The organism is Mucilaginibacter sp. 320_HR, assembly GCF_059691875.1.
This window is the reverse complement of the sequence record NZ_JCAWAI010000004.1, coordinates 427,364-447,505: the sequence shown is the minus strand read 5'-3', so window position 1 is coordinate 447,505 and position 20,142 is coordinate 427,364. Positions and strand designations below refer to the sequence as shown.

Sequence of the window (20,142 nt, the reverse complement as noted above, 5' to 3'; positions counted from 1 at the left end):
CTTAGATGTTAGATGTTTCCTTTTTTCAGCTCTTTAACCGCGAAGTCAGCTGCACGTGCGGTAAGCGCCATGTAAGTTAATGAAGGGTTCTGGCAAGCGGCTGAGGCCATTGCGGCGCCGTCTGTAACAAATACGTTTTTAGCGTCCCAAACCTGGTTCCACTCGTTCAGTACCGACACCTTCGGATCGCGGCCCATGCGAGCTGTACCCATTTCGTGAATACCACGGCCCAATACAGGCTCCATGCTGTAGGTCTGCACGTCTTTAACGCCCGCAGCTTCCAGCATTTCTTTGGCGTCGTTCATCATATCGATGCGCATTTTGCGTTCGTTATCTTTGACTTCCGCATCAACGGCCAGTACCGGTAAGCCCCATTTGTCTTTCTTGTTCTTATCCAGGTAAACGCGGTTTTCGTGATAAGGTAAAGTCTCACCAAAACCACCTATACCCATGCTCCAGTCGCCTGGTTCGCTCAGCGCGTCTTTAAAGGCACCGCCAATATTCATTTCGGCAATGTCACGGCTCCAGCCTCCGCGGCTTGCACCGCCCTGGTAGCCAAATCCGCGAATATAATCGCGTTTTTCACCATTTAAGTTACGGTAACGAGGAATGTAAATACCGTTAGCCCTGCGGCCAAAGAAATACTTATCCTGAAAACCTTCTATACGGCCGCCTGCACCTACGTTAAGGTGGTGGTCCATTACGTTGTGGCCCAACTGACCGCTGCTGCTGCCTAAGCCTTCCGGCCAGATATCAGTAGCAGAGTTCATCAACACCCAAGCGCTGTTTAAAGCAGAAGCATTAACAAACACAATTTTAGCGTAGAACTCGTAAGTTTTGTTGGTTTCAGCATCCAGTACTTCAACGCCTTTAGCTTTCTTGGTATCCTTATCATAAAGGATCTTAGTAACAATTGACCATGGGCGAACGGTAAGATTACCCGTTGCCATTGCTGCCGGTAAAGTGGCAGACTGCGTGCTGAAGTATGCGCCAAACGGACATCCTAACCAGCACTTGTTGCGGTACTGGCAATTTGTACGGTTGTTATGCGGTACAGTAATATTAGCTGTACGGCCAATAATAAAGTGGCGCTGATCTTTATAAAATTCTTTAAAACGTTTTTTTACATCCTTTTCAACCACGTTCATTTCCATAGGTGGCATAAAATCGCCATCCGGAAGAATTGGAACGCCATCCCTGCTGCCAGAAATACCAGCGAAACGCTCGGCATAACCATACCACGACTCCAGATCTTTGTAACGGATAGGCCAATCTGTACCAATCCCGTCTTTTAAGTTAGCTTCAAAGTCGGTATCGTGCCAGCGGTAAGACTGACGGCCCCACATTAATGAACGGCCACCCATGTGGTATCCACGAAACCAGTCGAAACGTTTTATTTCAGTATAAGGACTTTCTTTTTCGTTAACCCAGTAATCAAGGTTAGTTTCGTTAAGTGGGTAATCGCGTTTTAAAACCGGATAGTCCTCTATCATTTGCTGTGTACGGCCACCACGATGCGGGAACTCCCAGGGGGCTTTGTTGGCATTCACATAATCCTTAATGTGCTCTATATTCTTGCCGCGCTCCAACATAATGGTTTTCAAGCCCTTCTCGGTCAGTTCTTTAGCAGCCCAGCCGCCAGATATACCTGAACCAATGACTATAGCGTCATAAGTGTTTGTAGACATAAAAGTATTGAGTTAAAATAAATCTTGTTTAGTATTGGTTACTCCGCCTAATGTATGAACAAAAAATAACCTTACAAATTTTTTTCATTGTGTTTTGCAAACACATTCAGCATAATACAACGCCCAATTATCCTTAAACTAATTAAGGATCGGGCGTTTAGCTGTTCAGCTTCTTTTTCTCTCCTACGTAATGATCTACTGCGCGTGCTGCAAATGCCATATAAGTAAGCGAAGGGTTTTGGTATGATGTTGAGGTCATACTCGCCCCGTCGGTCACGTAAACATTTTGGCAGGCATGCAGGCGGTGCCATTTATCAAGCATTGATGTCTTGGGATCGTTACCCATGCGCACGCCACCCATCTCATGAATATCCAGGCCGGGAGCACGGTGATCGCTCTCACCTTTGATATTTTTAAAACCGGCAGAAGTGAACATTTCTGTCAGCTGCGCCAGGTAATCGGCTTTCATCTTAGCATCGTTATCGTCATAATCCACAGAAATTTTCAGCTGCGGTATACCCCAAGGATCTTTCTTGCTTTTATCAAGCGCTACATAGTTGCTCTCCTTAGGGATGGTTTCGCCCATCATGTGCGATCCTACACGCCAAGGCCCCAGGTCCTTTTTAGCAAGATTTTGTTTCAGTTCGTCGCCAATGCCTTCGCCACTGCTGGTGCGGCCCCGATAAGCGCTTAATCCAGCGCCATAACCACGAAGGAAATTGGTTTCTTGTTTATGTAAGTTGCGGAAACGTGGTATATAACCACCACCCGCGGGGTTACGCCCATCTGTTGCCCATTCTTCAAAACCCTCTACCTCGGCGCTGATGTGTGCCGAATAATTATGAAACGCCACATATTTACCCAGTGTGCCACTATCATTACCTAAACCGTTAGGGAAACGGTTAGAGGTTGAATTAAGGAGCACAAGGTTACTGTTTAAAGCAGCCGCGTTAAGGAATATCACATCGGCATGGTAGTCAATGGCTTCTTTAGTGTTGGTGTCTATAACGCGTACGCCGGTTGCTTTGCCCAATTTCTCATCGTAAATAATAGATTCAACTACCGAGAACGGTCTTAATGTTACGTTGCCGGTTTTTAGTGCCCACGGCATGGTAGACGAGTTGGCACTAAAGTAGCCACCAAACGGACAACCACGCTGGCAAAGGGTACGCTCCTGGCATTGTGCCCTTCCCTGTTGCAGATGGATCGGGTTCGGCTTTGACAAATGCGCGCAACGGGCGCTTATAACATCACGGTTGTATTTAGTTTTTACGTGCTTGCTGAAGTAGCTCTCAACAGCGTTTAACGGGAAAGCCGGTAAAAATTCGCCATCAGGCAGGTGCGGTAAACCATCACGGTTACCGGATATACCTGCAAATTTTTCTACATGGCTGTACCATGGGGCAATGTCTTTATAACGGATGGGCCAGTCTACAGCAAAACCATCGCGTGCGGGGCCTTCAAAATCAAAATCGCTCCAGCGCTGGGTTTGGCGTGCCCACAATAATGATTTACCACCTACCTGGTATCCACGAATCCAATCGAACGGTTTCTCCTGAACATAAGGGTGCTCTGCATCTTTAACAAAAAAATGGGCTGCGTCCTCGCCAAAAGCATAACACCGGTTTACAATAGGATTGGCCTTTTGCACATCCTCGGGGATTACACCGTGATGCGGAAACTCCCAGGGATATAAATTGGTTGTAGGATAATCTTTAATATGTTTAACATCGCGACCGCGCTCTAAAACAAGCGTTTTTAGCCCTTTTTCTCCAAGTTCTTTTGCCGCCCAGCTACCGCTCATACCCGAGCCGATAACTATGGCATCAAACGTGCGTTCTTTTACGCTATCTATATTTAAAAATGCCATCTTATGCTGTTGCCTTCTTTTTAACCGGGAACATTGCGTTGTACCTCCCCGGCACTAATTCATAAACTACCTGTTTGGTCATGAAGTATTGGGATGTAGTGTACCCAAATACTGTATAGCCTTTCACCATACCATAAAACGTATCCAGCTTTGCCGGCTCTTCGGCTTTGTGGTTCTTATCAGCCATAACTGCGGCTTCTTCTTTAGCGCCTCGTTCTTTAGCCTGTTTCTCCAGGTCAACAACAAAGGCGGTACGCTCCTGCTGAGTTAGCTGATTAAAGGGTTTGCCATATTTTTTGTCTGCTGCTTCGTCAAACTCTTTAAGGCCTGCTTTGAAAGCGTCCTGCTGCTCTTTGCCCGTACAATCATCTATCATTTTCAAAATAAACAGATTAATACCGAGCTCTTTAGCACCGGGGGTACTCGTTTTAGGCAAAATGGTTTCTGCAAGATTGGTAACCAGGTTTTCCTGGTCGGCGTCTATCTCCAGGTGTTTAAGTTCTACAATCGGCTTATCTTTTTTATCGTTAAGGCAGGATGGTAGTACCGCGGCACTGCCTAAAATAAGCGCCATATTGCGGATGGCTATTCGCCGGTTCATTTGAAGGTTCAATTTATAGCGATGTTTAGTTTAATGATCGGTTAGGGGAACGCTTGCGCGCTGTCCCGACATACTTAACGCTGAAAAGTACGGTTAAACTACTAATAACCCCACTTTTTCATAGTTTGTAAATCAATTTTTACAGAATCAATCGGGTCCATTCCCTGGTACGACTCCTGCTCAATAATCAAGTAGGTAGTGTTGCCGTCTTTTTTGGCAGCTTTAAGTACATCTTGTACAGGCAATACACCTTTACCCAGCACACAGCTTTCGTATCCGGTGCCTTCATTAGGGTGCTCTGCACTCTTAATTTCATCTTTAACGTGCATTAGCTCAAACCTGCCCGGATACTTTTTGATAAGAGATACTGCTGAATTTTCGCGCCCGTACATGTTGCCCATATCCAGTTGCTGTGCCACCAGGGAAGGATCAGTATGCTGAAGTATATAGTCGAATAGTCTTATATCGCCTACCATTGTGGTGAATTCAAAATCGTGATTGTGATAGCCAAACTTCATCCCGGATTTTTTACAAAGCTCTCCGCTCTTATTAAACTGATCCAGTATTCGGTTAAGTGCATCTTTATCGGTACGCACCCTTTCGTCCATCCACGGGCTTATAACATATTTCTGCTCAAGAACAGCCGCGTCTTCTACTGTATATTTCCAGGCATCGGTAAAATCGTTTTTGGTAGCGTCCCAATGCTGGGCGGTCATAACGGTGTGCCCGCTAGGCATTTTCAATCCCAAATCATCTAATACCTTTTTAAACTCTTTTGCATTCCAGCCATAAAACTTGCGGTCGATATAATTGGCGTGCTCTACGTATACATAACCCATATCTGCAAGCTTTTTCAGCGTTCCGGACGGATCAGTTTTCATATGCTCGCGTACGGAGTACAACTGTAAGCCTACCCGTTGTAGTTTTGGTGCAGCCAATACATTTTTAGGTAAGAAAGCCGCGGCAGTTACCGCCATGGCACCGGTTTTAATAAAGCTTCTGCGAGATGGATTCATATTTTTGAGATTTAGTTTTTTGCTATCGGGAACACAGGAAATAAAAGATCTGAATTACTTACAAAGGCGATGCGCTTGCTATCCGGCGACCAGGATGGTGTATTAATAGTACCCTGCCCACCGTAAAGATAAGCAACTACTTTAGACGGGCCGCCAGTTGCAGGCATCACTCTTATATAAACATGTTTGTAAAAGGGATGATCGCCGGGTGCAACCTCGTTTTTAAGGAATGTGATGTAAACGATCCACTTTCCGTCTGGCGAAACGTGCGGAAACCAGTTGTTATAATCGTCATTAGTGATCTGCACCTGGTTTTTGCCATCTGCATCCATTCGCCACACCTGCATCAGGCCAGACCGCACTGAGTTGAAGTAAATATACTTACCATCAGGCGTATATTCAGGTCCGTCATCAAGCCCCGGCGTTGTGGTAAGGCGCTCTTCGGGACCACCGCCTGAAGGGATGCGGTACACATCGTATTCGCCCTTGCGCTCTCCGCAAAATACCAGGTATTTACCATCAGGAGACCAGCCGTGCATATATGAAGCACCAACGCCTTTGGTGGTTACAGCCTTAGCCTCGCCCCCGTTTACAGGAACCGTGTAGCCTATTGAAGGCCCGCCATCGCCGCTGCTGATGGTAAGCATTTTGCCATCGAAAGATATAACATGATCGTTGTTATTGTTTTTAGCAGGGCTGGTATTTAATGGTACAGGTGTGTTGGTAGCAAGCTTATATTTATATAAGGTACCGTCACTATTGTATATAAGGGATTTGTTGTCCTTTGTCCAGTTTGGTGCCTGTAACGATTTTAGCGACTGGTAGATGATACGGCTGTGTTGAGTTTCCATATCCAGTATCTCTATAGCGCTGCCGAGATATTTTTTATAGGGTACGAGGTCTGCCGGTGCGGGAGACACAATGCGCACATTGCTAAAAATGGCTTTTTCAGTAACTTCAGGGTTGTGTGAGCAAACAAATAAGCCAACGTACACCTCGTCTCCAAGATCAAGGTCGACCTTTTCCTCGGGACCAAATACATCTCCATTTTTTGCTGCGGACATGGTGTAAGTATTTCCCTTGCGCTCCAGTTGTATTACACCTGCAAACGTCACGGTAGATTTCTGTTCTTCAGTTACCGCACCGGCTGTTTTACGGTATTGCAAAGAGGTTAAACCGTCGCCATGTACAACAGCATTAACGTGGGCAGAATTGCCCTCTAATGTTTTACGTACCATAAAGCCCCACTTGCGGTGCAGCTCTACGCCTTTGCCAATGAACTCCGCGTTTGTACGCAGAATAAAGTCGCCTTTTAGTTTTTTCCAAACAAAATGAAACTCATCAGTATTTGCCCAAATATTGGTTCCCGATCCGCTGATGGTATATTGCTGTTTGGCAGCATCGTACTTTACCTCTCCTTTGTGCTTAACAGGGCCTACATCTGTATGGTTATCAAAAATACCAGCGCCGGAATTTGGCGCGTAAGCAGCAACAGTAAATTGCAGGGCAGCAACAACCACTAAAAAGCAAGATAATCTCTTAAGCATAGCAGGAGGATAAATAATTGGTTTACTAAGTTAGCTAATCATTTTAAAAAACATGCTTTTAACCAATCATTTGCAATAAAAAAAGGGATGCTGTCACATCCCTTTTACATTTACCATTTTGAGGCGGTAAAATAATATCATGTTAAGTTAAAACCTACTTAGTTGCAAAAATTTGCTTGCCAGTTTGCGGACAGTAAACAGGTTCGGGCTGTAAGGCCGGCTGTACATATTCTTTAAGGAACTGGGCTTTGCTATCCTTATACTGGCTAACTGCACCAAACGTGTACATCAATTTGATGTAAACCCAGGCCATATCTATCTGATAAGGTTTAAAGCCCGAGCGGGCGCTTTTAGGGAACAGGTGATGGTTGTTGTGCCACTCACCGGCAACAAGGCCAGGCCAAAGCTGATTTACCGACATGTCTTTACGGTTATGATCAATGCCTTCGCGGCGCTTATCTTCACCCTTTCCGTGACCCTCGTAATTAAACGTGCGCACACCTACAGCCCAAAAACCTGCCGCGCCAAATATGGCACAAGCCAGCGCCGGTCCGCCAATTAGATAAAACACCGTGAACCAGAAGGCCCAGTTGGCAATTACCCCTAATATCATATTAAAAGGTTTAGCCAGCGATCCCCATTTTTGGTATTGTGTGTAACTATTGCAGGTAACACCTGTGTGCTTCATTAGGGTAAGGCAACGCTGATAATCCTTCTCGTTCATGTTGCGGTTAATGGGCTGGTGGTTAACGTCTGCCAGGAAGCAGTACAAGAACCCTCCCTGTGCATTGTACGGATCGCCTGGGGTATCCGAAAGCGCGTGGTGCACGTGGTGCGATATAGCGTAAATCTCTTCAGGAATGATTTTCAACGTAAGATTTTGCGTAACAAAGCGCCAGAAATTATTACTGAACTTATAAGCGCCATGGGTACAGTACCTGTGGTACCAGATGGTGCCGTGGGTACCCATTACCACCATGCTGTATACAAAAGCAATAATAAGACCTTGTAAAGAAAAATATTTAAAAACAAACAGCAGCAGGAACACTGCCAGTACAGCTACCATAGCCCAGCTCATAAAAGAAAGCCAGTTCTTTTTACTGCGAAAGATGTTCAGTCGTGAAAAAAATTCTTTAAATATTTGGCCAGGCGAGGGCTTGGCAAGGTTGCCGTTCTCATCCTTCCAGCCATAGGAAGGGCGCTCTAGCACATCATGGATAAATGCCATTAGTATCGGGAGGTTAGTTTAAATTAACGATTTATAATTTAGTTATTAGGGGGCGTTTTAAAGATACTAACTTCATTTTAAAAAACACATACTTATTCTTAAAAATATTAAGATATAATTAAACCACCAGTTAACAAACGTTGCGCTTTGCAACAATAGTATGACATTCAGTAGATTATTAAACTTACCAAGGCAATCATGGTCATGTGATGAGTTAATTGCTTTATCATGATCAAACGTTTAGCCCCATTAATCTTTTTGCTGTTTGTTTGCATAAAAGTGTCAGCCCAGCAGCCAAGATCCGTAAGCGGATCCTTAGTAGATAGCGTAGGTGCTGTGCCGGGGATGACAGTAAAGCTCACATCAGTGAAAGACAGCATGGTGGTGGCGAGTGATACCAAGGGCGCGTTTGTCTTTGGCGCTGTATTTTCTAAAAACTTTAAAATAACGGTAAGCGGACTAGGTTACCAGTCGTTCTCAAGGCGGTACGCTATGGATGATAATACCGGCGCAATACGTTTGGAACCCATAAAGCTGACAGTGGCAACCAACATGCTGAACACGGTAAATGTTACGGCCATAAACCCCATCACCATAAAAGAAGATACTGTTGAATACAAAGCCGCTGCCTACAAAGTGCGGGAAGGCTCGCCGGTTGAGGATCTGTTAAAAAAGCTGCCCGGCGTATCAGTAGACAAGGACGGCAACGTAACTGCACATGGCAAGCAGGTTACCAAGGTGCGGGTAAATGGCAAAAATTACTTTAGCGGGGATGTACAAACCGCTACGCAAAACCTTCCGGCAGATATTGTGGAGAACATACAGGTGATTGATGATTACGGCGACCAGGCTAACCTTACGGGTATTAAAACGGGCGATCCTGAAAAGATCCTAAACATCACCATTCAAAAAGGGAAACGTACGGGCAAGTTTGGCCAGGGAACTGCCGGGCTAGGCAACGACAACCGATATGTTGTGCGTGCATCGGCAAATGCCTTTAAGGAAGATGAGCAATTGTCGCTTATCGGTACTATAAATAATACCAATGCCAACGCTTTTAACCTTGGTTCAGGCGGTGGTGGTGGCGGGCGCGGTGGACGTGGCGGCGGCAACGCCGGCGCTTCCGGCGGGGTAAGTACCGCTAATGGTATCACCACAAACCGCTCGCTGGGATTCAACTACCGCAACGAATGGGGCAAGAAAATAACTGCTTATGGCAGCTACAGCTTTGCCGACCGTGATAAGCTGGCAACTACTACATCGCAGCAACAAAACCTCTTTCAATCGGGTACCATTATCAATAATGATAACAGCGAAAGCAAAACACATAACCTTAACCACCGATTCGACTTCAACATCGAGTACCGTATAGATACACTCAACTACCTGAAGGTAAACCCCAGCTTTTCGTACAATTCATCAAACGATAACACTTCGGATGTCTTTAGCAACACCCGCAACAATTCACTTGTAACCGGCAACGAACTTGCACTTACCAACGCAACATCTCCCAGCGGCGGTGTGAGTGTGCTGTACAATCATAAGTTCCGCAAGAAAGGGCGCAGCTTTAGCATCAATACAAATCTCAACTATTCAAAAAACACACAGGACTTAAACGATCAGTACACCACCCGGCAGGACACCGTTGTAACGCCGCTTTATCAGCAAATAAATACTAACAACAGCTCGTCCCGGGTTGGGGTGTCATTATCCTATACGGAGCCGCTGGGCGCCGGTAATTTTTTGGAAGCGAATTATGCTTATAACCGCAGCAACACTGATAATGAACGTGACAACTTCAACATTGACCCGCTTACCGGCGTGCAAACCTTCACCGATTCATTAAGCACTTTATATAACTATCAGTTCATCACCAACCGTTTTGGATTAAACCTGCGTGGTGTAAAAGCCAAATACAACTACACTCTCGGCCTTGCGGTACAGCCGGCTGAGTTAAACGGACAGTCGAAACATTTCAGCACCAGTACACATACCTTTAACTATATACCTACCGCAAGATTCATCTACAACTTTTCGCGCAATCACTCGCTTGCAGTTAACTACACCGGAAGTAACAACCAGCCAAGCTTTACACAGCTGCAGTTACAACCGGATTTTTCTAACCCGCAAAATCGCGTTTATGGCAACCCGGATCTGAAGCCGGAGTTCAGCAACAATATCAGCCTGCGCTACAACCAGTTTGACATTGCCGGCGGAAACTCCTTGTTCACCAACTTGTCTTTTACTTCTACGCAGGATAAAATAGTGGCCAATACGCGGCCGGTAACGCTCGACAGCAGTGCTATAGGCACCCGCAACAATACAGCACAGGAAACACGCTATTTGAACACCGATGGCTTTTACTCAGCCAACGGGAATTACGCTTTCTCTAAACCGTTTGCTAACCGAAAGTTCACAGTGACACTTAATGGTGGTGCCAGTTTTAGCAACAATGTTTCGTTTATCGAGGACGAGCGTAACGTTGGGAAAAACTGGGTATTTAACCAGGGTGCCCGGCTCCGGATTGATATTGACAGCCTGATGGATACGGAGATAAGCGGTAATTACAGCGTAAACACCACTAAATACAGTTTGCCGTCTTCCATAAACACCAATGCCCGTACCTGGACACTGGGACTGGATGGCCGCAACTACTTCTTTAATGACTGGGTATTGGGCTACAATCTTACCCAAACTATAAACAACGGCTTCAGCAGTACCGTAAAGGCCAACCCTACCCTCCTAAGTACTTATGTAGAGTACCAGTTTTTGAAAAGCCATATAGGTTCCCTGCGTTTCCAGGCGTTTGACTTGTTTAACCAAAACACGGGCGTAAGCCGCAGTGTAGTCGGCAACCAGATTATTGATACACGTACCAACAGGTTGGGCAGGTATTTTATGCTTACGTTTACGTTGAGACTGCAAAAATTTGCCGGCAGCCAGCGTGGGCGTGGTAACGGCGGAGGCGGACGACGAAGCTTTGGCGGCGGCCGGCGCGGTGGCGGCCAGTGATAGCCTGCATTTATTATATTAGCACAATGTTAAACCAGCGCAGGGTATTTCCGTCTAAAAGAGGATTTGTAATTTACATCCCTTTAATAATTATGATTGCTATAGGAGGCATTTACCTGTATAACGGTGAATACATTGCGCTTGCCGTAATGCTGGTAGTCATCGGCGCCGTTTTTCTGCCTGCTTTTTTTGATACATGGTATGCTGTTAGCGATACATCCTTACAGGTTAAGAGCGGGCTGTTTCATAATAAGACCATAGAGATAGCGGCAATCAAAAAAATAGAAGATACCAGGACTATTCTCAGCGCTCCTGCTTTATCACTTGACCGGCTGGAAATATTTTACAACAAATTTGATTCGATAGTTATTTCCCCGGAAAACAAAGGCGAATTTATTCGCTTGTTGAAAGACTATAATCCATCAATAGAATACGTTAATAAACATGCTTAATAAACTATATAAATGTTATTTGCCGCTGATATTGGTTCTGCTGTTAAACGCGGCCAGCGGCCATGCACAGGAGCTTACTCAACGTAAAAACCGCCTTACTGATTCGGTTACAGAAGTGTACCAAACCTATAAAGACAATAAGAACATGCTGCATGGTTTATACCAGGCGCTGTACAAAAAGAGTACACCTGTAGCTTCGGGCATGTATAACAAAAATGTGCGGGTGGGTATCTGGCGTTTTTTTGACAGCAAAGGCCGGCTTATAGAAACTTATGATTACGACAACAAGGAATTAAAATTTGAGGGAAGGGAGGATATCACCTCCGCGCTAAGGTATTTTGTAGACCATGACCTTGACTCAACTGCTAAGGTGACCAAACCAATAAAGATAGGCGGCAGGTATTATGGATACATACCCTATTTAAGACTATTTACCCTACCGAGAGACTTGAGTGACATCAACAAAAACATCTTCTCGGCGGTCGTCGAGTTGTTAGTAAGCCCTTACGGGCGACTGGCAGACTACAAGGTACACCTTGTGGCGCCAAACTTTGAACGCGTGATAAACATGAATACGCATCTGCCCGACCCTGCTGATATGGTATTTACGCCCGCCACTTTGAACGGGGAAGGCATATCCTGTCGCATCATGATCAAGGCGTACATTACCGACGACGGTCACCTGGATTTCGATAATGAGTAGAATAAGAAAGGCCCGCTATACAGCGGGCCTTTATCGTTTTTGTTAGTGGCTGTGGTGACCATCCGGGCCATGTGCATGGCCGTGAGATAGCTCTTCCGGTGTTGCCGGGCGAACGTTAATGATCTCGCCTTTAAAATGCAGGTCCTGTCCTGCCATTGGGTGGTTCAGGTCTACAATTACCGAATCTTCGGTTACAGATACTACCTGGCCCTGGAAACGGTTGCCATTGTTATCCTGTAACGGCAGCACCTCGCCTATCTGGGGCAGGTCACTACCGTTAAACATTTCTTTTGGAAGGTTAGCTACGGCTTCTTCGTCAAATTCGCCGTATGCTTCTGCTGCCTGTATATGAAAATCGTAGCTATCGCCTGTAGACAGGCTACTCAAATTTTCTTCAAACTTTGGTATCATTTGGCCTGCGCCGAATAAAAAGGTAAGCGGCTGCTCCTGGGTTGCGCTTTCTACAAGGCCTTCGCTGCCGTCCTCTTGTTTGGTGTAAAGATCGTAGGTTAATGATACTACGTGCTGTGGTTCTATTTTCATGAGAATTTATTTGCTCGTTTAATAATGTGTAAAAAACATTGCCTTCAAAACTAAGGCCGTTTTATTACCAGCTTAATAATAAACGTTTATTATTCAATTTGTTTTAACGAATCTGCCACATTGTCTGCCGGAAAGCTGCAAACCCTATCCCTGCATACGTATATCTTAGATACATTGCCGGGCTTGTCCGCCAGCAAAGATAAAGTTGCCGCGTCACCTCCTAAGATGATTTTATTTGGGATATAATGGCTCTCGAACTCCGCGCGCAGCTGCCCTGCATTTTGACCCGTAATAGCCACTTCATAAGTTCCCAGTATCTCCTCTACAAGCAGCGTTGTCCAGTTAGGGTAAGCTGTGCCGTATTTGGCCAGGTGCGGTACAATGTTCCGCAGCATTTGGGCGGCTATCTCGTGATAACTTTCTTCATCAAAAAACAGCGCCAGTTTACGCAGGTTGCGCGCCATTACCGAGTTAGATGATGGTATCACCCCATCCATTATCTCATATTTACGGGCAATAAGGTGCTGGTCATCATCCGCCGTGTAATAAAATATGCCGGTTTGTTTATCGTAGTAGTGCAGTATAGCGTAGTCTGCAATTCCTTTGGCCGTATGCAGCCATTGCTCGTTAAAGGTAACCTCATAAAGGGCTATCAAGGCTTCGGTAACGTTAGCGTAATCGTCTAAAAAGGTTGCAATTGGCTCGTGGTCGCCGTTTGGCAGCAATACCGGTTCTTTAAAAACACGCAGCAACTTGTCGCCCGATAATAAATTAGTTGTGATGAACTCCGCATTGCGCAGCGCGAGATCGAGGTAGCCCTCATTGCCGAACGCCCTATAAGCATCACAGAGCCCTTTCAGCATTAGCCCGTTCCAGCTGGCCAGTATTTTGTTGTCCAAACCTGGCCGTATGCGTTTATCGCGCGCGTCAAAAACTTTTTGACGGGCGAGGTTTATCCTTCCGCGAAGCTCATCTACAGCTATGCCCAGCTTTTGAGCAAGTTCCTCGTCGTCGTCGCGCCGGAAAAATACGTTAGAGTGCTCTTCTTCCCAATTACCTTCATCTGTCACATTGTAATAAATGCAAAACAGTTCGGTGTCACCATCCAGTATCTGTTGAAGTTCAGCTTTGGTGAAAATGTAATACTTTCCCTCTTTGCCTTCGCTATCCGCATCCAGCGCCGAATAAAAACCATACTCAGGCGAGGTAAGCTCACGTTCCACAAAAGTGACTATCCCATCGGCAATGGTTTCATACAGCGAATCACGTTTCCAGGTGTAAGCTTCCGAGTAAAGGCTAAGCAGCTGCCCGTTATCATACAGCATCTTCTCGAAATGCGGCACATGCCATACGCCATCTACCGCGTAGCGTGCAAACCCGCCACCGATGTGGTCATATATACCACCATACGCCATCTTTTTAAGTGTAAGCTGTACCGATGCAGCTATATCATCGTCCTTAAGCAAATGCGCATACCGCATCAGGAATATCCAGTTATTAGGCATCGGGAACTTGGGCGCTCCGCCAAAACCACCTTCCTTATTATCTATATACCTGCGCCAGGTCTTCATTATTGGTTCCAGGTCTGCAGGGCTGTATTCTGCCTGTTCATGCACAAAGGCTACAGATTCGTATTGGTTTATGCCCTCGGTAAGTTTTACCGCGTACTCCTCTGCCTCATCGGGCTTGGTGTTGTAAAAATCGGCTAGGTTAAACAGCAGGCTTACCCAATCGTTCTTACGAAAGTATGTACCACCGTAAATTGGGCGCTGGTCTGGCAGGCAAATACAGTTAAGTGGCCAACCACCCCGGCCGGTCATCAGTTGCACCGCGCTCATGTAAATCTGGTCTACATCGGGGCGCTCCTCCCTGTCAACCTTAATACAAACAAAGTGCTCGTTCATAACAGCGGCAACACCTTCGTCCTCAAAGCTTTCGTGTTCCATAACATGGCACCAGTGGCAAGCGGAATACCCAATGCTTACGAGTATTAGCTTATTTTCTTCTTTAGCTTTTTTTAAAGCTTCAGGTCCCCAAGGGTACCAGTCTACCGGGTTATTAGCATGTTGTAATAGATATGGAGAGGTGGAATTGGCGAGACGATTCATGCAGTAGTCTTTGTATTATGACAAATGGTGGCAATTATAGTTGTAAAAAAAACAAAATGCTAGTATTCAGGTGTAATTAATTTCAATTTATTTTGAAAGTTCAATTAAAATAACCTTAATTTTTGAACATTAATTCTATAACGATGAAAGCTTCGGATCGCGTGAAACGGACCCGCATTATCATGTTTCTTGCTGCTATTTACAATATTGTTTGGGGGATTGTTATATCGGCATGGCCGCAGATAATGCTTTTCGGCAACCCGCCTACTGATTTTCTGCTGATCCTGATCCGCTGCATTGGAATGCTGGTGGGTGTATATGGCATCGCTTACTATTTTGCCTCACGTGATCCAGTTACTTATTGGCCGCTTATACTCGTTGGGTGGATAGGAAAATTATTAGGGCCGGTAGGCTCGTTGTACTACATATGGGCAGGTAAGCTTACGCCCGCATTTTTGTGGGTAAATGTTTGGAACGATGTAATATGGCTGGTGCCTTTCGGCTGGATAATATGGCATGCGGTGAGAAAACAGCTTATACTTACTGCAAACTAATTAAGTTATACCTGCGCTGGCTGGTTAACCTCCAGCTTGTATCCTTTGCTGCGTACAACAACAATTTTAATGGTTGCATCAGCTTCCAGCTTTTTTCTGAGTTTTGAGATGAACATATCCAGGCTGCGCCCAACAACAACGCCTTCATCTTCCCAAATTTCCTTTTGCAGCCTGCTTCTTTCTATTATCTCGTTAGGAGCCATAGCGAAAATTTGCAGTAAACGGGTTTCTGTCCCGGTAAGCTCTATTGTGCTTCCGTTAACGAAGAGCTTACGGTTTTTTGCGTCGAACAATCCTTGTCCCAGGGTTAACGAGTCGGTATTCTGCACCTCTGTTAAAACTTTCCGCGGCTTGCCGTATCTAAATAAAACAAATCCCACCAGTGCCAAAAAAGGCAAGCCACCCAGCAGGATTTTATTACTTAATAAGTCTATTCTCCCCGGTTTAAACTTGATATTGATTGTGTAATGCGCTTTAGGTTGCTTCCTGCCTATACAGGCTACAATATCATCTTTCTTATTCTCAGATACGGCATAACCATAAGCTATGCCAGCATCGCCGCCATTTAGTACGTTAACAACATAGTCACCTGCCAGCGGGTCTTTGGCCAACAACCGCACTGTAGTATTTACTAGTGAATCCGGCAGAAAAGCAAATTCTTTCTCAAAACTTATCTGGTACTCGTTATCTGCTATTTTTTTAACGGGAAGCACCCTCGATGTACTATCGCCTGATTGTAACAGCAACTCGTGCCCAATTCTGCGCAGTAAAATCTCTCTCCTTGCCAGATCAAAGTCATTACCCTGCGCCATACCAAAGGCCACGCAAATTGTCGAGATCAGCAAAAGCATTATCGCTCCAAACACGTAATTAAGTTTCCTAGAGAGCAGGTTTCGGCTATCAGCCATGGTGTCAAGATTTTATTTACAAAGTTTACAATTTTATTTACAATCTAAGTTCCTCAGGCCTAAATACATCAAAGTATTTTTGTCGCACCAACTCTGACAGGATCAGAAAACTAATTCTGAACATAAACTCTACTTTAAAACTCATCAAATGAAAAGATTATTGTTATTTATCCCGGCTATCATCCTGGTACTATTTCTCCTAAATTCTTTTGTGCTTACAGATAACGAAGTAAAAAAGGCACCAACAAGAGAGGGCAAATCACCGTCAATCGCAAGCATCATATTTAAATCTGCTGATGGCGGACAAACATGGCAGGACATCAGTAAAGGACTGCCCGAGAAATTGCAGAGAGAAGGTGTATGGAGAGGTGGTTTATTTGCAGATGACCTGGGGCTGTATTTACGTGCAGGCAATGGTGTTTATCGCAGTGAACCAAAATCTGCCACTCCATTCTGGACTAAAGAAATTTTTCCGGGTAACCAACGTAACATCATCCATGGCAAAAATGGGATACTCGCCTATGATTTAAGAGGCCAATTCTTAAAAAAACAAAACGGAACAAATAACTGGTCACCCATCTACACCAATTTTCAAGAGCAAGCCACAAGTATTGATAAAACGGAAGATTGGATGTACAAGAATTATAAAGAGAAAGAGGTAAGAACCGTTTTTGAAACTGCCGGAGGCACAGTTCTCGTTGGTTCCAGCAACAGCCTTTTCAGGTCCACTAACAATGGAAAAACCTGGAAACAAGTGCATGTTGGAGACGGAAGAATGCAAATAGTAGAATCGGATGGTGTACTCCTGACCACCAGCAAAAATGGAATATTAAGATCTACCGATGAAGGAGAAAACTGGGAGCCTGTGCTTAGTGAAGGCGGCCTTGGCATCGCTGTAGAACGCATAGATGGCGGATTTGCTGCTATAGTGTATAACACCATAACTCAGACCAACAGCCTGCACATCTCGTTAGACAGCGGAAAAACATGGAAAGCCATAGGCGAAGAACTGAAACCATCCTGGAGTGGTTTACTAATGAAAAAAACAGGCTTGCTTAAGTCCTCGTCGGATATTCTGTCGGTAAAACAAATGGGTAAGTATCTGATATGTGGTTGCGCAAATGGTTTATTCCGGTCGGCTGACAGGGGCAAAACCTGGCATAAACTAAGCCTTCCTGCTATAGGTGGTAATGGCTTTAATTTATCTGTTGCCGGAAATGCAATTTACGTAATACCCAATAAAGGGTGTTAAAAAATAAAGTTCCATAATGATAAGTAGATGTATGCTGGCGCAAGCAGGTAGCGTCAGCATACAATATACTATCTGCATTCTCACTATATTTGCCCTGTGAGATCATTTGCCATTCTGTTGTCGTTATATGTGCTAATGCTGGCTGTAAGGCCATGCTGCAGCGACAACTGCGTGGAAACAGCACCGCTGCAAAAAGAACTTGCAGGCAAAACCCTGCCAAAGGAAAAAGGCTGCCAGGGCTGCTCGCCCTTTTTCTCTTGCGGAAGCTGTGCAGGTTTTGTGGTAAATAATGCAGTGTTTTATACGGCAACTATCGCCCGCGAAGAACCTTTAGAACACTCCTCTGCCTATCGGCAGCCAATTTTAAAAGAGGTAGCGCAATCCATCTGGCAGCCGCCAAAAATAAGTTAGCCATACGTTAATGCCGCTCTGCGGCAATCCATTACTTACTTATAAATCCTCTTCATGAAAAAAATATTCATGCTGGTGCCGGCGCTATTATTTGCTGTCACCGCATTTTCTCAAAATACTTTTAAGGCAGTTATTAAGGACGCCAAAACAAACCTGCCGCTTATTGGCGCCACCGCAACATTACTAAACAGCACCACAGCAGCCGCAGCAGACACTGCCGGGCTGATTACCTTCACCAATATCCCGAACGGCAAACAGGTGCTGCAGTACCGTTATGTTGGCTATAAAACCCGTACCGACACCCTTGTTTTTCCAGTACAGCAAACACAGACTATACTGGTATTACTAGAGACGGAAGATGAAGGTGAAGAACTGGAAGAAGTGCGGGTAAGCGCTACACGCAGCAGCCGAACCATTGCCAACATCCCTACCCGGGTAGAAATGATTGCAGGGGAAGAAATAGACGAAAAAGGCAATATGAAGCCCGGCGACATCCGCATGATGCTGGCCGAAAGCACCGGGATACAAACTCAGCAAACATCTGTTACAACAGGTAACTCCAGCATACGTATACAAGGTTTAGACGGTAAGTACACGCAGATCATTCGCGATGGTTTTCCACTGTATTCGGGATTTTCCGGAGGCTTGGGCCTGTTACAAATAGCCCCGCTGGATCTTAAACAGGTCGAGGTGATAAAAGGCTCCTCCTCTACCCTTTACGGCGGCGGCGCTATAGCAGGCCTGGTAAACCTGGTGTCTAAAACCCCTTCAGACAAAAGGCAGCTTAACTTTCTGCTGAACGGAACATCTGCCGGCGGACTGGATGTAAGCAGCTTTTACGCCGAAAAGTTCAATAAGACTGGTGTTACAGTTTATGCCGCTTATAATCATGGCTCACCGTATGATCCTGCCGGTATCGATCTTACCGCTATCCCCAAATTCGACCGGTTTACGCTAGATCCGAAGCTGTTCCTTTACCTGAGCAAGCGGACAGATCTGTCTATCGGGGTCAACAGCACAATTGAGAAACGCATTGGCGGCGACCTGCACTTCATCCGGGGCGATGGCGACGCGCAGCACACTTATTTTGAAAACAATAAAACCGGCAGGTACAGCACGCAGGCAACCTTACAACATAGGTTAGACACCAACAGCAGTATAATTGTAAAAAATAGCCTAAGCTATTTTGACCGGACAATAACATTACCCGATTATCGCTTTGCAGGTAAACAGGTTTCCACCTACAGCGAAGCCAATTACTCCTACAAGGGGGCTAAAAGCGAGTGGATCTCAGGACTGAACTATCTGACTGAGAATTTTAGAGAAAACCGCAGCAGCGACTTCCCTTTAAGAAGTTATAATTACGTAACAATAGGTGGTTTTGTGCAAAATACATGGGATATCAGCCAAAAAGTAATAATAGAGACCGGCCTTCGTGCCGACCATCATAACCGTTATGGTTGGTTTGTACTGCCACGGATATCGGCCTTATGGAACGTCAGCAATAAGGTATCTACACGGCTGGGAGGCGGTTTGGGCTACAAGGCACCAACGGTGTTTACAGAAGATGCCGAACGCATACAGTTCCGCAATGTGCTGCCTGTAGATGTTGCAAACACCAAAGCAGAACGTTCTTATGGTGCTAATTACGATATAAATTACCGTACCGGCCTGTTAGATAATCAGGTTGGATTCAGTATTAACCAGCTGTTCTTTTATACCCGAATAGAGCAGCCCATCCTACTAACTGCCCTATCTAACGGCAACCTGCAATACCAGCAGCCACCCGGAGATTTGAACACTAAAGGGATAGAAACAAATGTTAAGCTCTCTTATAAAGATTTTAAGCTGTTTATTGGCTACACTTATGCTAATGTTAGTCAGCACACAGGCAATACCATTAGCACCTATCCCCTTGTTTCCAAACACCGGTTGAACAATGTGCTTATTTATGAAATAGAAGACCTGCTTAAGATCGGCCTGGAAGCCTATTACTTTAGCCCCCAAAAACTTAATAATGGCGCAACCGGCCGTGCCTACTGGACCACCGGTCTGATGGGCGAAAAGATTTGGAAACGGTTCTCGCTGTTTATTAACTTCGAGAACCTCACAGATACCCGGCAAACTAAGTTTGGCAGCATATACACCGGCAGCATTACCAACCCAACCTTTAACGACATCTATGCTCCACTGGATGGCTTTGTTGTTAACGGTGGTATTAAAATTAAACTTTAAACATCAGGGGTGTT

Annotated in this window: 16 protein-coding genes; 7 read left to right on the top strand and 9 right to left on the bottom strand. The window is 45.2% G+C overall.

Features of this window, described 5'->3' with window-relative positions:
* Window positions 1-8 precede the first annotated feature (8 nt).
* The 6 genes from AC59GT_RS16685 to AC59GT_RS16660 all read right to left on the bottom strand — a co-directional run bounded on the left by AC59GT_RS16685 (window position 9) and on the right by AC59GT_RS16660 (window position 7,950).
* The gene (locus AC59GT_RS16685; RefSeq protein WP_117382314.1) at window positions 9-1,688 is read right to left on the bottom strand and encodes a GMC oxidoreductase; all 1,680 of its coding nucleotides are present in this window, start codon (window positions 1,686-1,688) and stop codon (window positions 9-11) included.
* 157 nt (window positions 1,689-1,845) lie between these two features.
* Complete coding sequence (locus AC59GT_RS16680) at window positions 1,846-3,558, bottom strand: GMC oxidoreductase (protein WP_497238672.1); 1,713 nt, start codon at window positions 3,556-3,558, stop codon at window positions 1,846-1,848.
* A 1-nt stretch (window position 3,559) separates the two neighbouring features.
* The gene (locus AC59GT_RS16675) at window positions 3,560-4,159 is read right to left on the bottom strand and encodes a gluconate 2-dehydrogenase subunit 3 family protein (protein WP_497238671.1); all 600 of its coding nucleotides are present in this window, start codon (window positions 4,157-4,159) and stop codon (window positions 3,560-3,562) included.
* Window positions 4,160-4,260: 101 nt separating this feature from the next.
* Window positions 4,261-5,175: a TIM barrel protein gene (locus AC59GT_RS16670; RefSeq protein WP_497238670.1), complete on the bottom strand. Its 915-nt coding sequence runs from the start codon at window positions 5,173-5,175 to the stop codon at window positions 4,261-4,263.
* An 11-nt stretch (window positions 5,176-5,186) separates the two neighbouring features.
* Complete coding sequence (locus tag AC59GT_RS16665; protein ID WP_497238669.1) at window positions 5,187-6,722, bottom strand: TolB family protein; 1,536 nt, start codon at window positions 6,720-6,722, stop codon at window positions 5,187-5,189.
* A gap of 154 nt (window positions 6,723-6,876) precedes the next feature.
* Window positions 6,877-7,950, bottom strand: a complete 1,074-nt coding sequence (locus AC59GT_RS16660; RefSeq protein WP_497238668.1) for a fatty acid desaturase — start codon at window positions 7,948-7,950, stop codon at window positions 6,877-6,879.
* A gap of 228 nt (window positions 7,951-8,178) precedes the next feature.
* On the opposite strand from AC59GT_RS16660, the gene AC59GT_RS16655 reads away from it, so the two are divergent.
* The 3 genes from AC59GT_RS16655 to AC59GT_RS16645 all read left to right on the top strand — a co-directional run bounded on the left by AC59GT_RS16655 (window position 8,179) and on the right by AC59GT_RS16645 (window position 12,117).
* The gene (locus tag AC59GT_RS16655; RefSeq protein WP_497238667.1) at window positions 8,179-10,962 is read left to right on the top strand and encodes a TonB-dependent receptor domain-containing protein; all 2,784 of its coding nucleotides are present in this window, start codon (window positions 8,179-8,181) and stop codon (window positions 10,960-10,962) included.
* Window positions 10,963-11,054: 92 nt separating this feature from the next.
* Window positions 11,055-11,414 (top strand): PH domain-containing protein, encoded by a 360-nt coding sequence (locus AC59GT_RS16650; protein WP_497238666.1) that lies wholly within the window; start codon window positions 11,055-11,057, stop codon window positions 11,412-11,414.
* Window positions 11,407-12,117 carry a hypothetical protein gene (locus AC59GT_RS16645; RefSeq protein ID WP_497238665.1) on the top strand — a complete coding sequence of 237 codons (711 nt, stop codon included), beginning with the start codon at window positions 11,407-11,409 and terminating at the stop codon, window positions 12,115-12,117. The genes AC59GT_RS16650 and AC59GT_RS16645 overlap by 8 nt, the downstream gene beginning before the upstream one ends.
* A gap of 42 nt (window positions 12,118-12,159) precedes the next feature.
* Here AC59GT_RS16645 and AC59GT_RS16640 read toward each other — a convergent pair whose 3' ends face one another.
* Entirely contained in the window at window positions 12,160-12,660 is a 501-nt protein-coding gene (locus AC59GT_RS16640; RefSeq protein WP_497238664.1) for an FKBP-type peptidyl-prolyl cis-trans isomerase, read from the bottom strand.
* 89 nt (window positions 12,661-12,749) lie between these two features.
* Window positions 12,750-14,768, bottom strand: coding sequence for a thioredoxin domain-containing protein (locus tag AC59GT_RS16635; RefSeq protein ID WP_497238663.1), 2,019 nt, complete (start codon window positions 14,766-14,768; stop codon window positions 12,750-12,752).
* 143 nt (window positions 14,769-14,911) lie between these two features.
* Here AC59GT_RS16635 and AC59GT_RS16630 point away from each other — a divergent pair, with 143 nt between their 5' ends.
* Window positions 14,912-15,322 carry a hypothetical protein gene (locus tag AC59GT_RS16630; protein WP_497238662.1) on the top strand — a complete coding sequence of 137 codons (411 nt, stop codon included), beginning with the start codon at window positions 14,912-14,914 and terminating at the stop codon, window positions 15,320-15,322.
* Between the two features lie 5 nt (window positions 15,323-15,327).
* Here AC59GT_RS16630 and AC59GT_RS16625 read toward each other — a convergent pair whose 3' ends face one another.
* On the bottom strand, window positions 15,328-16,230 hold the full coding sequence (locus tag AC59GT_RS16625) for a winged helix-turn-helix domain-containing protein (RefSeq protein ID WP_497238661.1): 903 nt from the start codon (window positions 16,228-16,230) through the stop codon (window positions 15,328-15,330).
* 148 nt (window positions 16,231-16,378) lie between these two features.
* Here AC59GT_RS16625 and AC59GT_RS16620 point away from each other — a divergent pair, with 148 nt between their 5' ends.
* The 3 genes from AC59GT_RS16620 (at window position 16,379) to AC59GT_RS16610 (ending at window position 20,128) form a co-directional block, all read left to right on the top strand.
* A complete protein-coding gene (locus AC59GT_RS16620) occupies window positions 16,379-17,482 on the top strand; it encodes a WD40/YVTN/BNR-like repeat-containing protein (RefSeq protein WP_497238660.1) in 1,104 nt (367 codons plus the stop codon).
* Between the two features lie 96 nt (window positions 17,483-17,578).
* The gene (locus tag AC59GT_RS16615) at window positions 17,579-17,893 is read left to right on the top strand and encodes a DUF6660 family protein (RefSeq protein WP_497238659.1); all 315 of its coding nucleotides are present in this window, start codon (window positions 17,579-17,581) and stop codon (window positions 17,891-17,893) included.
* A 54-nt stretch (window positions 17,894-17,947) separates the two neighbouring features.
* Window positions 17,948-20,128 (top strand): TonB-dependent receptor, encoded by a 2,181-nt coding sequence (locus AC59GT_RS16610; RefSeq protein ID WP_497238658.1) that lies wholly within the window; start codon window positions 17,948-17,950, stop codon window positions 20,126-20,128.
* Window positions 20,129-20,142 lie beyond the last annotated feature (14 nt).

Bases quoted from the DNA above. Each gene is read 5' to 3' on its own strand.
- AC59GT_RS16685 (WP_117382314.1), bottom strand. From the start codon at position 1,688: ATGTCTACAAACACTTATGACGCTATAGTCATTGGTTCAGGTATATCT.
- AC59GT_RS16670 (WP_497238670.1), bottom strand. From the start codon at position 5,175: ATGAATCCATCTCGCAGAAGCTTTATTAAAACCGGTGCCATGGCGGTA.
- AC59GT_RS16655 (WP_497238667.1), top strand. From the start codon at position 8,179: ATGATCAAACGTTTAGCCCCATTAATCTTTTTGCTGTTTGTTTGCATA.
- AC59GT_RS16610 (WP_497238658.1), top strand. From the start codon at position 17,948: ATGAAAAAAATATTCATGCTGGTGCCGGCGCTATTATTTGCTGTCACC.
- AC59GT_RS16650 (WP_497238666.1), top strand. From the start codon at position 11,055: ATGATTGCTATAGGAGGCATTTACCTGTATAACGGTGAATACATTGCG.
- AC59GT_RS16660 (WP_497238668.1), bottom strand. From the start codon at position 7,950: ATGGCATTTATCCATGATGTGCTAGAGCGCCCTTCCTATGGCTGGAAG.
- AC59GT_RS16645 (WP_497238665.1), top strand. From the start codon at position 11,407: ATGCTTAATAAACTATATAAATGTTATTTGCCGCTGATATTGGTTCTG.
- AC59GT_RS16620 (WP_497238660.1), top strand. From the start codon at position 16,379: ATGAAAAGATTATTGTTATTTATCCCGGCTATCATCCTGGTACTATTT.
- AC59GT_RS16665 (WP_497238669.1), bottom strand. From the start codon at position 6,722: ATGCTTAAGAGATTATCTTGCTTTTTAGTGGTTGTTGCTGCCCTGCAA.
- AC59GT_RS16680 (WP_497238672.1), bottom strand. From the start codon at position 3,558: ATGGCATTTTTAAATATAGATAGCGTAAAAGAACGCACGTTTGATGCC.
- AC59GT_RS16675 (WP_497238671.1), bottom strand. From the start codon at position 4,159: ATGAACCGGCGAATAGCCATCCGCAATATGGCGCTTATTTTAGGCAGT.
- AC59GT_RS16630 (WP_497238662.1), top strand. From the start codon at position 14,912: ATGAAAGCTTCGGATCGCGTGAAACGGACCCGCATTATCATGTTTCTT.
- AC59GT_RS16635 (WP_497238663.1), bottom strand. From the start codon at position 14,768: ATGAATCGTCTCGCCAATTCCACCTCTCCATATCTATTACAACATGCT.
- AC59GT_RS16640 (WP_497238664.1), bottom strand. From the start codon at position 12,660: ATGAAAATAGAACCACAGCACGTAGTATCATTAACCTACGATCTTTAC.
- AC59GT_RS16625 (WP_497238661.1), bottom strand. From the start codon at position 16,230: ATGGCTGATAGCCGAAACCTGCTCTCTAGGAAACTTAATTACGTGTTT.